This is a genomic window from Aeromicrobium sp. UC242_57 (genome assembly GCF_044452305.1).
GTDB lineage: Bacteria > Actinomycetota > Actinomycetes > Propionibacteriales > Nocardioidaceae > Aeromicrobium.
On sequence record NZ_JBIOAM010000005.1, the window covers coordinates 1,324,855 to 1,338,775 of the forward strand.

The following is a 13,921-nucleotide window of genomic DNA, read 5'->3' on the forward strand; positions in this document are numbered from 1 at the left end:
GCACGATGACGTCGACGTTGGGGGAGTGGCTGCCGCGCGCAGCTCCATGGGGGTGAACTTGACCTGCGCTGGTCCGCGTCGGGCGAAGACGTGGACGTCCTTGGCGGCGTTGGCCTTGAGTCCGTCGTAGACGTTCTGCGGGATCTCGGTGACGCTGCTCGTCGGCGGTCTTGGCCAGCATGCGTGCGACGTCGAGGCCGACGTTGCCGACACCGAGGACGGCAACGGACTCGGCGTGCGGCTCGAAGCCCCAGGTGCGGGGGGCGTCGGGGTGGCCGTCGTACCAGTAGACGAAGTCAGCGGCGCCGAACGAGCCCTTGAGCTCAATGCCGGGGATGTCGAGATCGCGGTCGGCGCGCGCGCCGGTCGCGAAGATCACTGCGTCGTAGAACTGCTGCAGGTGGTCGAGCTTGAGATCGGCACCGTAGTTGACGTTGCCGAAGAAGCGGATGTCGTCATTGGACAACACCCGCTTGAGGGCCTTGATGATCTCTTTGATGCGCGGGTGATCAGGAGCGACGCCGTAGCGGATCAGCCCGAACGGCGTGGGGTCGCGGTCGATGATGTCGATCGTCGCGTCGACATCTTCTGACTTGCTGAGGATGTCTGCGGCGTAGATGCCCGCCGGTCCGGCGCCGATCACGGCGACTCGCAACTGCCTGCTCATGCGCGGCTCCTGATGAGGGTGGGTTCCTGGAGGAAGACAAATGTCTTAGGCAAGCCTAAAGCCCAGGCTCAAGCGGATGAAATCTGTCTACGATATGAGCGGTTTTGGTGTGGCGCAGGTCACGCCGGGCCGCTCGTGCGGCCCGGCATGACAGCTCAGCGCCTGATCGTGACGGGCCTGCTGAGGGCGGAACCCGTCGGGTGGCCGGACCGCTTGGCCTGCACCCGAACGGTGATCTTGCGGCTCCTGTCGGACTTCTTGACCTTGTACGTCCGCTTGGTCGCGCCCGAGATCGCCTTGCCGTTGCGGTACCAGCGGTACGCTGTACGACGACGCCTTCGGGGTCCACGACCCGGTCTTCGCGGTCAGGGTCTTGCCGGCCTTGCGAGTGCCGGAGATGGACGGCTTCGTCGTGTTGCGCAGTGCTGGCCTGGGTGCGGCGCTGAGGCCAGCGGGGGACCAGTCGGCCTCAGAACCCCCGCGGATCAGCAGCCGGGGTGCAGCGTTGCACGTGCTGCTCGTGGCGTCGTCGGTGACGTAGATTCCCTTGCTCGGCTCTGTCCAGGCGAGGTGCTTGGAGTCGGGTGCCCAGGTCGGGTCGTCGAGACTCAGTGCTTCGTCGTACCCGTACAGGCAGAACGCCGTGGGCAGGATCGGTCGTCCGTTCTGCGCGTTGCCGTGGACCTTGGCACTGACGATGTGGGAGTTCTCGGCGTAGTCGCGCGTCACGGTCACCCACTGGCCGTTGGGCGACAGCTCGCTGTTCGACAGGTCGGTGCTGGGAGCCGCCCAGTCGGAGTCGTCCCACCAGTGAAAGGGCTCGCCGCCCAGGTCGTGGATCATGACCTGGGACCCGAAGCCGCCGGTCTGCAGGGTGCGGCTGCTGCCGATCCACGAGGGGCTGCGGAAGTAGGTCGGCTTGTGCTGGCTGGCCGGTGTCAGCCGGTCAGCCGCGGTGTAGCCGGTGGCGAAGCGGGCCATCCCGGCTTCGTACCCGACGAACGTGTAGGCGATGAGCTTGCCGTTGGGCGAGATCGCGACATCGACCGGCACTCCGTCGACGAAGTGCCCGAGCGTGTTCTTGAGCGCGGGCGGGTCCATGGTGTTGAGGACTCGGCCTGCTTGGGTCATCCGGACGACCCGGGTGCCTTTGCTCGCGGCGATCGTTCCGCCGTCGGACATCGATGGTGTCCGGTACGGGTCGGCATAGGTTCCGTCCTTCGTGACCGGACGCTGGGCGGTGCCGTCGCCCTTGGCGAGCCAGATGTCGTGATCCTTGATGAACACGAGGGTGCCGAGGTCGGCTGCTTCTGCGGGGGCGGTGACGAGGCCGGGAATCAGGGACGCGAGCAGGGCTGATGTGGCGATGGTGCCCAGCCAGGTGGCGGGTCGGGTGAGGCGAGACATCGAGTTCTCCGTGGTCGGGGGTGGTGCGACCACGGTGGGTGAGGACGTTGGGATCCGGCTGGGCTAGGACTGGGGTGGTGTCAGTCGCAGCTGAACGGCACGGCGCGGCGTCGGCACTCCTCGGCCAGGGCGCCGGCGAGCTCTTGGTATTCACCGGGCAGGAAGGCGATGAAGTCTGGGGAGCCGATGTCGTTGGCCCAGCGGTCAGTCGAGGTCAGCGCGAGGTGCGGGTAGGTCCCGCTGTGGCCCGTGACGTCGAGCAGGAGACTGGGCAGGGTGTCGCCTTTGTCGAGCTTGACGGCTGCGATCTCCGTCCAGGGCACTTCGAAGACGATCTTCGAGCCGACGCGCACGCCAATCGCGGAGTCTGAGCTGACGAGGACGCGTCGGGCGGCGCGGAACCACCACGTCGCGACACCGTGGACCGTGGTCAGTGCGGCTATGGAGATCGCGACGACGAGGCCCCATCTCTGGTCGTCGATGAACGCGGCCGGTAGGAAGCCTAGGAACACCGACGACGCAACGATGACAGGCAGCCGGGTCGAGAACGAGACGAGTGGGCGTCGCGGCACCCACAGCGTGGAGAAGTGCTCGGTCGAGCTCGAAGGCATCCTCGGAGGGTAACGGTCTGTGGGGGTCGCGCTATTGCCTGAGGACGGGTGGGGGTCTGGATTGGTAGGTGTGGCCGGTGGGGGTCTTCCAGGTGGTGGTCTTCGCGTCGCCGGTGACTGACCATCCAGGTAGGTGTTTCAGGGTGTGTGATCGTTTGCAGAGTCCTTGGCCGTTGTTGGCGGTGGACTGGCCGCCGTGCTGGAAGTCTTCGATGTGGTCGGTGTCGCGGATTGTCAGGTCGCAGCCGGGTTGGCGGCAGCGGCGATCGCGGGTGCGGATGTGGGCTCTGGTGGGTGCATCGAAGTGGCGGCGTCGGCTTTCTCGGACCAGCAGGCTGCCATCGACCGGGTCGACCAGCAACCGTCGGACGCTGGCTGTGTGGGATCTGGCGATGATGTCGTCGGCGACATCGGGTGCGATGGGACCGTAGCCATCGAGGTCGACCGGCGTGTCGCCGTCGCCGAGCAGCGTGTCGGCGTCCATGACTAGGTTGATCTCGACGCTGCAGTGATCGGCGCGGGCCTGGCCGGTGACTCGCTCGACCAGGGTCTGGAACATGATCTGCCCGCGAGTGCGTGGGTCGCCGGTGGCACGCAGGCCGTTGGCCCACTGGTCGAGGCTCTTGTGGGCGGCGACCAGCTGCTCGGCTGGGCCTCGCACGATCATGGTGGCCACCGCGTCGGGTTCGGTGCACAAGGTGACTCGTTGGTCTTGCCGGTTGCGGGTGGCTCGGATCCGGGCTGCGTCGGCGTCGATGCTGATCACGGTGCGTGCTGCGGCCCGTCTGGCTTCACCGGTCGTCATGCCCGGGATCTTCTCGGCCAGCACCCCATCGGCCAGTACCAGGTCGTCCACCCCTAGTGAACTTGTCTCAGCGACGACTGCCCGGGCGGTGGCCTCGCAGATCGTCCCGTTGGCGAGCAGGTTGAACACCCAGGGAGGTGCTGCAGGCCCATGGCCAACGTGACCTGGTTCGCTGCTGCGGTAGGACCTATGTTGCGGGCCATCGAGATCTCACCGATCACCGACAAGGTCGGATCGCCCTGTCCCAACCCGATCAGCTGGACCCGCTCGCGATGAAGTGCCCAGATCTGACGGATCTGCTCGGCCTGCGCCGCCCGCACTGCCACGTCGAGGGCCTTGAGTGCCTCGATCCGCGCGTAGCCGGTCTTATGACCTGGCACGTCGTCGAAATCGAACGCGCGCACCCGTCCCAGCAGGTCAGCAGCGGCCACGTCCTCGAACATGTTTCCACGCTAGACGCGACCACAGACACCCGTTTGTGCTGCAACCCCAGCCATCCACACCCCTGTGGACAAGTGGCACTAGGTTGGTTCGCATGACCACTGCCGTTGTCGTCGGATCCGGTCCCAACGGCTTGTCGGCCGCCGTCGTGCTGGCCCGTGCGGGTATCGACGTGACGGTCCTGGAGGCCGAGGACGAGATCGGTGGCGGCACGAGGTCGGCTGAGCTCAACGTCCCTGGCGTGCTGCACGACATCTGCTCGGCGACCCACCCAACCGGCGTGGCATCCCCCTTCTTCCGCAGCCTCGGGCTGGAGAAGCACGGCCTCGAGTGGTTGTGGCCCGAGATCGATGCCGTGCACCCCCTCGACGGCGGACGCGCCGGAGTGCTGTTTCCGCGATCTGGACCGCACGGTCGAGCAGCTCGGCGAGGACGGGAAGGCCTGGCGAAGGCTGTTCGCGCCGCTCGTCGACCACAGCGACGATCTCATCGGCGAGATCTTCGGTCCGATCCTGCACGTGCCGAAGCATCCGATGCTGCTGGCGCAGTTCGGTCTGCGGGCGATGCAGCCGGCGTCATGGATCGCCCGACGCTGGAAGACCGACGAGGCGCGGGGGCTGTTCGCCGGTCTCGCCGCCCACGCGATGCAGCCGCTCGACCGGCCCACGACCGGTGGCCTCGGGCTCATGTTCGCGGTCACGAGCCACGCCTATGGCTGGCCTGTCGCCAAGGGCGGCTCGATCGCGATCGCGGACGCTCTGGCGGCCGAGCTCGCCGACCACGGCGGACGCATCGAGACAGGCCACCGGGTCACCGAGCTTCCGCAGGCCGACATCGTCATGTTCGACACGTCGCCGGCTGCGGTCCTCCAGATCACCGGAGACCGCCTACCGGAACGGGTCCGTCGCCCCGCTGCGCAAGTGGCGGACCGGCACGGGGGCGTTCAAGGTCGACTTCGCCGTCGAAGGCGGCGTCCCCTGGACCAACGAGGACGCCCGCAGGGCCGGCACGGTCCACCTCGGCGGCACCTTCGAGCAGCTCAGCGCGGCCGAGCGCGATGTCCACGCAGGACGGATGCCGCAACGCCCGTTCGTCCTGGTGTGCCAGCAGTACCTCGCCGATCCGGGTCGCTCGGCCGGCGATGTCCACCCGATCTGGTCGTACGCGCACGTGCCGACGGGCTACACCGGTGATGCGACGGAGGCGGTGATCGCCCAGATCGAGCGGTTCGCCCCGGGATTCCGCGAACGAGTCGTCGCGAAGACGTCGACGGGACCCGCAGAGCTCGAACGTCACAATGCGAACTACCTGGGCGGTGACATCGGCGGCGGTGCCAACGATCCGTGGCAACTCGTCATGCGACCCCGCGCCTCGGCCAACCCGTACTCGCTCGGGGTCAAGGGCCTGTACCTGTGCTCCTCGTCGACACCGCCCGGGGGTGGCGTCCACGGCATGGCCGGCTTTCATGCGGCCCGTGCCGCTGTGGATGACCTGTGAGAATAGGTCCTTCGGAACCTGTCTCCACCACGCCGCGTTCTACTAGTTGAACCTTCATTCTTGATCTGAATCCAGGAGCTACTGATGAACCTTCCCGCGCACAAGAAGATGCTCTCGGCTGCGGCCGCCGCGTCCGTCCTGCTGCTGACGGCAGCCTGCGGGAGCAGCGACTCCGACGGAGCCGCCACCGACACGGCGACCTCGGCCCCGGCCGCCAGCGACGCCACGACCGACTCGACAGACTCTGCCGATTCGACCGATTCCGGTGACGCGGCGGTCAAGGACGGCGAGTACTCGGCCGAGGGCGACTACACGAGCCCGGCCGGTCCGTCCCACGTCGCCGTCGACCTGACGATCACTGACGGTGTCGTCTCTGCTGTCACTGTGACGCCCGAGGCCACCCACCCGACGTCCAAGCAGTTCCAGACCCAGTTCGCTGGTGGCATCTCGGCCGAGGTGGTCGGCAAGAGCCTCGACGAGATCAATGTCTCGAAGGTCGCCGGGTCCTCGCTGACCAGCGGTGGATTCAACGACGCGATTGAGCAGATCAAGGCTGAAGCGCAGGCCTGACATGCACGTTTGGACGTTCGAAGCCATCGGCACTGCGTGGCAGATCGACACGCGGGCGCCGTTGCCTTCGGACGTCCAAGCAGCCGTGCTGGCTCGCATCGAGGAGTTCGACCGGGTCTGGTCGCGGTTCAGGCCGGACTCCTTGGTGACCGAGATGTCGCACCGGGCCGGGACCTGGACGATGCCGGACGAGGCCGATCAGCTGCTTGGCTTCTATGCAGAGCTGCACGACGCCACGGAGGGCGCGGTCGACCCGGCCGTCGGCCAGACGCTGGCCGACCTGGGCTACGACTCGAGCTATTCACTGGTGGAGTCGGCGCCGTCCTCCGCGCACGGCTGGTATGCCAGCACGGCGACGTTCGACTTTGCGATGAGCGAGCCGAACGTCCTCACGACGCGGGGGCCCGTGCTGCTCGACGTCGGCGCGGCGGGCAAGGGGCTGCTGGTCGACCTGATCGAGGGGATCGTGGGTAGACACACGCATCAGTTCACGATCGACGCCAGCGGCGACCTCTACCACAACGGCACGACGCCGATCCGGGTCGCGCTGGAGCATCCTCTCGACCCGACCCGCGCCGTCGGCGTCGCCGAGGTCGAGCCCGAAGACGCCCTGTGCGCGTCGGCGACCAACAGGCGGGCCTGGGGCAATGGGCTGCACCACGTGATCGACGCGCGTACCGGCAGACCGACCGAAGACATCATCGCGACGTGGGTCGTCGTGCCGCAGTCGTGCATGCGCGCCGACGGTCTGGCGACCGCGCACTTCTTTGCCGACCCTGCAGTCTTGATGGGCCGTTTCTCGCACGAGTTCGTCCGCATGCACGCCGACGGCCGCCTCGAGTGGTCACCCGACTTCCCCGGAGAGCTTTTCGTATGAAGACTGTCAGAGACCTTCTCGACCGCCAGCTCGGTCGCATCACGATGTACCGGCTCGTCTCGATCGTGCTCCTGCTGCTGGCGGCTGTCATTGTCGCGTACACCGCGGCTGGAACCTTCGTCGCGCCCTTCACGGTCGAGGCCGAGCTCGTGACGCTGGTGGTGCTGCTGGTCTCGTCGTACGTCAGCAACCGGGTGCTGGGGCTGATCTGGCGGATCACCCCGCACACCGAGTCGTCCGTCATCACTGCGCTGCTGCTGTTCTTCCTGTTCTGGCCGTCGACGGAGGTCACCGACCTGGCGTGGTTGGCGGCGACAGCTGCTCTTGCCAACGCCTCGAAGTACGTCCTGGCCTGGCGTGGTCGGCATGTCTTCAACCCTGCGGCCGCTGGTGCCCTGCTCGTCGTGATCGTCCAGGATCTTGCCGGGCGCGAGAACCCGATCAATGCGACTTGGTGGATCGCTGCTGAGAAGCTCTTGCCGTTCGTCGCGGTGGCGGCGCTGCTGGTGCTGTGGCGCACCCGGCGCGTCGACATCGGTCTGGTCTTCGTGCTGGTCGGCGCAGGTCTGACGATCATCGCGCTGAACGATCTGGCCGGCGGCTCGCTGAGCGACATCATCAAGCTGACGGCGTACTCCTACCCGTTGGTGTTCATGGCGGGCTTCATGGTGACCGAGCCGTTGACGCTGCCGCCGAGGCGCTGGCAGCAGTGGGTCGTGGCTGCAGTGACTGGCGTCGCGGTGGCGTGGCCGCTGTTCACGACCGTCGTGGGCATCGATCCGATCAGGGTCGGCGTGGTGACCGTGACTCCCGAGCTCTCGCTCCTCATCGGCAACCTCGTGGCCTTCGTCTTCGCCCGTCGCCGCGGTCTGACGTTCGAGCTCGACGAGATCCGGCAGCTGACGCCGCAGACGTACGAGCTCGCGTTCCGTTCGAGCCGGCCGGTCACATTCGAGCCGGGCCAGTACGTCGAGCTTTCCCTGCCTCATGCGGGCACCGACAGCCGGGGCAGCCGCCGGACGTTCAGCATCAGCTCGCCCCCCGAACGCAGATGGCTCCGTGGCTTTTGCGTTGCGGGTGCCCGAGAACGCCTCGAGCTTCAAGCGGGCGCTGCTTTCGCTCGAACCGGGCCAGCGGGTCCACGGCACGGGAGTGGGCGGTGACTTCGTGCTGCCGGCCGATCGCTCGAAACCGCTCCTGCTCGTCGCGGGCGGGATCGGCATCACCCCGTTCTTGAGCCAGCTGCGGCACGATGCGGACCGGGACGCGGTCGTGGTCTACGGTGCACCGTCGGCCGCCGAAGCGCCGTTCGTCGAGGACCTGGCCGGGGCCAGGGTCGTCCTGGTCTCGCCGGACCGTCCCGACGTGCTGCCCGAGGGTTGGACGCACGTCGCCGCGCCGTTCCTGACCGCCGAGATCATCGCCGACGCCGTCCCCGACCTGGCCGAACGCACTGCGTACGTGTCCGGGCCGCCGGCCATGGTCAACGCTGTGCGATCGACGTTGCGGAGTCGCTGCGGTCGGGTGAAGACCGACTACTTCACCGGATACTAACCGGGTCGCTGCCGCGACCGCAGGGATAAATCGTTCTGCTTCATGCGGCGCGAGAGACATCCATGGCGTATCATGATATGTGCGACGGTCTGTCTCGGGCAGACCGATCGTCACCACCCGGTAGGAATCTCGATCTGACGATGCCTGCGCGAGCGGCCTAGTTCCTCGGGGAGAGGACGTGGCCGCGACTCATTGCCGCTCCGTGGCAAGACAGCGAACGCACCAGCGACCTCAGGCTTGTGGAACAGCCCGCTGACATGTGCGCCGAGGCGCCGGCTCGAGCTCGCAGGTGGCCCATCCAGGCCGCTGGCGACCGTGGGCTCACATCCGCCAGATCGCCAGAAGGTTCACCATGACCCATAGTCATCCCCGTTCGACCGCCTTTTCCTCTTCGCAGCGACGTCCCGTCCTCGTCGCGGCAGGTGCCGCCACCTTGGCCGGCAGCCTCGTCGCCCTCGGCATCTCGTTCGGCAGCTGCGGCCCACGCCGCAGTCCCGACGATCAATCTCGGCGTCGCCGAGCAGTTCGCGGTGCTCGGTGCGAGCACCGTCACCAACAGCGGTGGCACCACCACGATCCGCACCGACGACGCCGACGTGCTCGGTGACGTCGGGGTCTTCCCGGGCACCGAGATCACCGGCATCGCCGACTTCGTGTGGGAGCCGCCGGCCGGTGGCTCCATCGCCACGACCGAGGAGTCGCAGGCCGCGCAGACCGCCAACCTGGCGGCCTACCTGCAGGCCGCCGCGCAGACACCGTCCGGCAGCAACCTGACCCGCTCGACGGTGTCGACCTGTTGCCGGGCGTGTACCGGGCCTCGTCAGCGCTCAACCTCGCCGGCAACGGCACAGTGACCTTGGACGCCCAGGGAGATCCCGACGCAGAGTTCGTCATCCAGGTCGGCTCATCGCTCACGATGGAGGTCGGCAGCACTGTCGAGCTCATCGGCGGCGCCCAGGCCTGCCACGTGTTCTGGCAGGTCGAGGAGGACGCTGACATCAAGGCGGGCTCGACGTTCGTCGGAACTGTCCTGGCCGAGAACTCCATCAGCGCCGGCACAGGTGCGACCTTCGAGGGACGCCTGCTCGCCCAGGTGGGCGCCGTGACGCTGCTCAACAACACGTTCACGATGCCAGGCTGCTCAGCGCCGGTGGTGGCCGACGACGCTGCCGACGACGGTACCGACGCGGCCGCCGATGCTGACGCGGACGGTGCTGGCGATGGTGCCGACGTGGACGCTGACAGTACTGACGCGGACGCGGACGCCGGTGCAGATGCCGACGCAGACACAGACACAGACGGAGGAGCCGACACGGACGCCGATGCAGACAGCGACGGCGACACTGTCGCGGACGGAACGGATGCCGACACCGACGCCGACACAGATGGTGGCACGGTCACGGACGTCGATACAGACGCCGGCACCGACGCTGATGCGACCAGCACGTCGCAGGATCTCCCCGGCACGGGAGGCCCGGCGGGCTTCCGGGCTCCGCTGGGTGCGGTGGCGGCGATGATCGGTGTCGCACTCGTCGTCATGAACCGTCGTCCGAGAGGTTCGCACCGCAGCTGATCAGGCTCGACGGGCGCAGCGTACAGAAAGTTGAAGTTGACAGGAATAGACTCAACTTTCTGTACGCTGTTCTTTGTAGAAGCTTTACGAAGGAGAGCACCCATGGACCTTGCCAAGTTCACGACCCGCAGCCAGCAGGCGCTGGGCGCCGCGATGTCGTCGGCCGCCGCTGCGGGCAACCCCGCAGTCGAGCCCGCCCATCTGCTCGCCGCGCTGCTGACCCAGGACGGCGGGACGGCGGCGCCGTTGATCCAGGCCGCCGGAGTCGACCCCCTGCAGGTCGATGCAGACCTCAAGCAGGTTCTCGCCGCGATCCCGAGCGCCTCGGGCGCCAGCGTGCAGAACCCGACGTTCAACCGCGCCTCGCACGAAGTGCTGCAGCGCGCCCAAGATCTCGCCGACCAGCTCGGCGACGACTTCGTGTCGACCGAGCACCTCGTCGTCGGCATCGCCACCGTGACGTCCACGGCCCAGACGCTGCTGGTCGAGGCCGGCGCGTCGGCTGATGCGCTGGAGGCCGCCTTCGCGGCGGTGCGCGGCACGTCCAGGGTGACGAGTGCCAATGCCGAGGACACCTACCAGTCGCTCGAGAAGTTCGGCGTCGACCTGACGGCGGTGGCCCGCGAGGGCAAGCTGCGACCCCGTCATCGGCCGCGACAGCGAGATCCGGCGCGTCGTGCAGGTGCTGAGCCGTCGCACCAAGAACAACCCGGTCCTGATCGGCGAGCCCGGCGTCGGCAAGACCGCCGTCGTCGAAGGTCTGGCCCAACGCATCGTCGCCGGCGACGTCCCCGAGTCGCTCAAGGGACGCCGACTGATCTCGCTCGACCTGGCCGCCATGGTGGCCGGTGCGAAGTATCGCGGCGAGTTCGAGGAGCGGCTGAAGGCGGTCCTGACCGAGATCAAGGAGTCCGACGGCCAGATCATCACGTTCATCGACGAGCTGCACACCGTCGTCGGTGCGGGCGCTGGTGGTGACGGCGCGATGGACGCGGGCAACATGCTCAAACCCATGCTGGCCCGTGGCGCTGCGGATGATCGGTGCGACGACGCTCGATGAGTACCGCGAGCGGATCGAGAAGGATCCCGCGCTCGAGCGCCGTTTCCAGCAGGTCTTCGTCGGTGAGCCGTCGCCTGAAGACACCATCGCGATCCTGCGAGGCCTCAAGGAGCGCTACTCCGCCCACCACGGAGTCCGTATCTCCGATGCGGCGCTGGTCGCTGCCGCGACGCTGTCCGATCGTTACATCCCAGGTCGCCAGCTTGCCTGACAAGGCGATCGACCTGATCGACGAGGCCGGCAGTCGGCTCCGCATGGAGATCGACTCCAGCCCGATCGAGATCGACGAGCTGCGTCGTGCCGTCGACCGGCTGATGATGGAAAGCTGCACCTCAGCAAGGAGTCCGACGAGGCCAGCATCGAACGTCTCGCCAAGCTGCGTGTCGAGCTGGCCGACAAGCAGGAGACCCTGCGGGCGCTCGAGACCCGGTGGGAGCGCGAGAAGGAGTCGCTCAACGCGGTCGGTGAGATCACCAAGCGCATCGACGAGGTCCGTAGTGCCGCCGAGCGTGCCCAGCGCGAGGGTGACATGGAGCAGGCCAGCCGGTTGCTGTACTCCGAGATCCCGGCGATGGAGCGCCAGCTCGCCGACGCGCAGGCGGCAGAGGCTGATCGGCCCGAGGATGCCATGGTGCACGAAGAGGTCGGCGCCGACGACATCGCAGAAGTTGTCGCGGCGTGGACGGGCATCCCCACGGGACGTCTGCTCGAGGGCGAGACGGCAAGCCGCCTGCGCATGGAGGACGAGCGGGCAAGCGGCTGATCGGCCAGAAGGCTGCCGTCGCAGCGGTGTCCGATGCGGTGCGCCGCTCCCGGGCCGGCATCTCCGACCCCGACCGGCCGACCGGATCGTTCCTGTTCCTCGGTCCGACGGGTGTCGGCAAGACCGAGCTGGCCAAGACGTTGGCGGAGTTCCTGTTCGACGACGAGCGGGCCATCATCCGCATCGACATGAGCGAGTACTCCGAGAAGCACTCCGTCAGCCGGCTCGTGGGTGCACCTCCGGGCTATGTCGGGTACGACGAGGGCGGTCAGCTGACCGAGGCGGTCCGTCGCCGTCCTTACTCGGTCGTGCTGCTCGACGAGGTCGAGAAGGCTCATCCCGAGGTCTTCGACATCTTGCTGCAGGTGCTCGACGACGGGCGTCTGACTGACGGTCAGGGTCGTACGGTCGACTTCCGCAACGTGATCCTGGTGCTGACCTCGAACCTGGGCTCCCGGTTCCTGATGGACGAGTCGCTCGACGACGCGGCCAAGAAGGAAGCTGTCATGGAGGTCGTGAAGATGTCGTTCAAGCCAGAGTTCCTCAACCGGCTCGACGAGATCGTGACCTTCGATGCGCTCGGCACCGATGAGCTCGCCCACATCGTCGACCTGCAGATCCAGGCGTTGGGCAAGCGGCTCGAGTCGCGCCGCATCAACCTCGAGGTGACCCAGGCCGCGCGGGAGTGGTTGGCCGTGACGGGGTGGGACCCTGCGTACGGTGCGCGTCCGCTGCGCCGACTGGTGCAGCAGGCCATCGGAGACCGTCTCGCTCGATCGCTGCTGGCTGGTGAGGTCCGTGATGGCCAGACCGTCGTGGTCGACAAGCTGGCCGAGACCGACGGCTCTCGGTGGTTGCCGTGTGACCTGAACGGCGTCTCGCCTTTTAAGACAGAACGTCATCAAATCGTTTTCCTGAGGGCAGCCTAACTATGGTGAGGCTGCCCTCAGTTGATGGCGCAATCTGATCGTGAAAGGTCCCCCTGATGAGTTCTGTCCAGACCGCGCCCGGCGCGCGGCGGTCCTGGAGGAGGCGAGCATCCGCACTGCTCGCCTCCTCGTCCTTGTTGCTGACCGGATTGGTCGTGGCTTCGTCCGCGTCGCCGGCATCTGCCGAGGAGGTGACGATCAGCGACGGAACGGTCACCTGGGGGGTGCGGACCAGCTGGCGAAACTACGCGGGGCCGGGTGAGCTGTCCGATGGTCTGACCGCCAACGCCAAGGGCGAGTACCAGTGGAAGGTCGAGTCGGGCACGTACGACGACGAGACTCGCCGACTCGAGCTGCAGACGTCCGGCACGGTCCACTGGAGCCTGCACGACGGCGCTCTCGACCTCACGCTGAGCGACCTGCTCCTCGTCCTCGACGGCGACGAGCCGCAGGTTCTCGCGGACGTCCAGTCCAAGTCGGAGTCGACCGGGGAGATGGTCGACTACGGTGTCATCCCGCTGACCGACGTCGACCTGAACAGCGGCGACGTCGAGGTCGCCGACGGGACGACCACCTGGTCGCCGCTCGACACCAGGCTGACGCAGGAAGGCATCCGGATCTTCTCCGGCAACTACGGCAGCGGTGCGCTGTTCGACCCGGTCTCGGCGGTCTACACCGGTCCCGGTGGCAAGCCGGAGATGACCTCAGAGTCGTTCGCTGCCCCCGGCTCGCTCGGCTTCGGCCTGGACAAGACCGTCACGGACGTCATGGCCGGCGTCGTCACGACGGTTCCCGACGTGGCACGAGGAGTCGTCCACCTCGGTACCAGCTCGCAGCTGCAGGCCTACGACGCCGACACCCTGAAGCCGATCGGCTCGCCCAGCTCGCCTGCCTTCTTCGGCTCGTGGAACTCCTACCCGGCTCCGGTGCTGCACGTCGGCTCCGGTGCCATCGTCGGCAACTCCAGCAACCGGGTCATCGCCCGCACCTGGGACCCCGAGACCAAGACCTATGACACCGATCAGCTGCTGACCGGCCTCGTCGGTCAAGTCGCGTACGACCGCTTCGCCGACCGGGTTGTCGCGATCACCGCCGACAGCTGCACGTCTTCACGGTCGCCGACGGCGAGTGGACCACGACCTCGTACCCGCTGACGCCGAATCTGCA

The 13,921-nt window shown here is 67.3% G+C and carries 13 protein-coding genes and 2 pseudogenes; 10 read left to right on the forward strand and 5 right to left on the reverse strand.

The features are described 5' to 3' along the window. Positions 1-217: 217 nt before the first annotated feature. The 5 genes and pseudogenes from ACHMWU_RS29915 to ACHMWU_RS29935 all read right to left on the reverse strand — a co-directional run. A pseudogene (locus ACHMWU_RS29915) lies at positions 218-667 on the reverse strand (FAD-dependent oxidoreductase); the annotation flags it as partial. A gap of 87 nt (positions 668-754) precedes the next feature. Continuing rightward, positions 755-2,074 (reverse strand): hypothetical protein, encoded by a 1,320-nt coding sequence (locus ACHMWU_RS29920; RefSeq protein ID WP_396049113.1) that lies wholly within the window; start codon positions 2,072-2,074, stop codon positions 755-757. Positions 2,075-2,154: 80 nt separating this feature from the next. After that, complete coding sequence (locus ACHMWU_RS29925; RefSeq protein WP_396049114.1) at positions 2,155-2,685, reverse strand: hypothetical protein; 531 nt, start codon at positions 2,683-2,685, stop codon at positions 2,155-2,157. Positions 2,686-2,716: 31 nt separating this feature from the next. Next, on the reverse strand, positions 2,717-3,541 hold the full coding sequence (locus tag ACHMWU_RS29930) for a hypothetical protein (RefSeq protein WP_396049115.1): 825 nt from the start codon (positions 3,539-3,541) through the stop codon (positions 2,717-2,719). Between the two features lie 2 nt (positions 3,542-3,543). Further along, positions 3,544-3,933 (reverse strand): hypothetical protein, encoded by a 390-nt coding sequence (locus tag ACHMWU_RS29935; RefSeq protein ID WP_396049116.1) that lies wholly within the window; start codon positions 3,931-3,933, stop codon positions 3,544-3,546. 92 nt (positions 3,934-4,025) lie between these two features. Here ACHMWU_RS29935 and ACHMWU_RS29940 point away from each other — a divergent pair, with 92 nt between their 5' ends. The 10 genes and pseudogenes from ACHMWU_RS29940 to ACHMWU_RS29985 all read left to right on the forward strand — a co-directional run bounded on the left by ACHMWU_RS29940 (position 4,026) and on the right by ACHMWU_RS29985 (position 13,908). Next, a complete protein-coding gene (locus ACHMWU_RS29940) occupies positions 4,026-5,141 on the forward strand; it encodes a phytoene desaturase family protein (protein ID WP_396049117.1) in 1,116 nt (371 codons plus the stop codon). After that, complete coding sequence (locus ACHMWU_RS29945; RefSeq protein ID WP_396049327.1) at positions 5,102-5,428, forward strand: phytoene desaturase family protein; 327 nt, start codon at positions 5,102-5,104, stop codon at positions 5,426-5,428. The genes ACHMWU_RS29940 and ACHMWU_RS29945 overlap by 40 nt, the downstream gene beginning before the upstream one ends. An 84-nt stretch (positions 5,429-5,512) precedes the next feature. Then, positions 5,513-5,998, forward strand: coding sequence for a hypothetical protein (locus ACHMWU_RS29950; RefSeq protein ID WP_396049118.1), 486 nt, complete (start codon positions 5,513-5,515; stop codon positions 5,996-5,998). Between the two features lies 1 nt (position 5,999). Then, positions 6,000-6,875, forward strand: a complete 876-nt coding sequence (locus ACHMWU_RS29955) for an FAD:protein FMN transferase (protein ID WP_396049119.1) — start codon at positions 6,000-6,002, stop codon at positions 6,873-6,875. Beyond that, positions 6,872-8,038, forward strand: coding sequence for a hypothetical protein (locus tag ACHMWU_RS29960; RefSeq protein ID WP_396049120.1), 1,167 nt, complete (start codon positions 6,872-6,874; stop codon positions 8,036-8,038). Before ACHMWU_RS29955 ends, ACHMWU_RS29960 begins: the two co-directional genes overlap by 4 nt. A gap of 4 nt (positions 8,039-8,042) precedes the next feature. Continuing rightward, positions 8,043-8,429, forward strand: coding sequence for a ferredoxin--NADP reductase (locus ACHMWU_RS29965; RefSeq protein ID WP_396049121.1), 387 nt, complete (start codon positions 8,043-8,045; stop codon positions 8,427-8,429). 422 nt (positions 8,430-8,851) lie between these two features. Beyond that, positions 8,852-9,283, forward strand: coding sequence for a hypothetical protein (locus tag ACHMWU_RS29970; RefSeq protein WP_396049122.1), 432 nt, complete (start codon positions 8,852-8,854; stop codon positions 9,281-9,283). Then, entirely contained in the window at positions 9,235-10,002 is a 768-nt protein-coding gene (locus tag ACHMWU_RS29975) for an ice-binding family protein (RefSeq protein WP_396049296.1), read from the forward strand. The genes ACHMWU_RS29970 and ACHMWU_RS29975 overlap by 49 nt, the downstream gene beginning before the upstream one ends. 102 nt (positions 10,003-10,104) lie before the next feature. Further along, a pseudogene (gene clpB, locus ACHMWU_RS29980) lies at positions 10,105-12,754 on the forward strand (ATP-dependent chaperone ClpB). Positions 12,755-12,810: 56 nt separating this feature from the next. Beyond that, positions 12,811-13,908 carry an HtaA domain-containing protein gene (locus tag ACHMWU_RS29985; RefSeq protein WP_396049123.1) on the forward strand — a complete coding sequence of 366 codons (1,098 nt, stop codon included), beginning with the start codon at positions 12,811-12,813 and terminating at the stop codon, positions 13,906-13,908. The last annotated feature ends 13 nt before the right edge of the window (positions 13,909-13,921 follow it).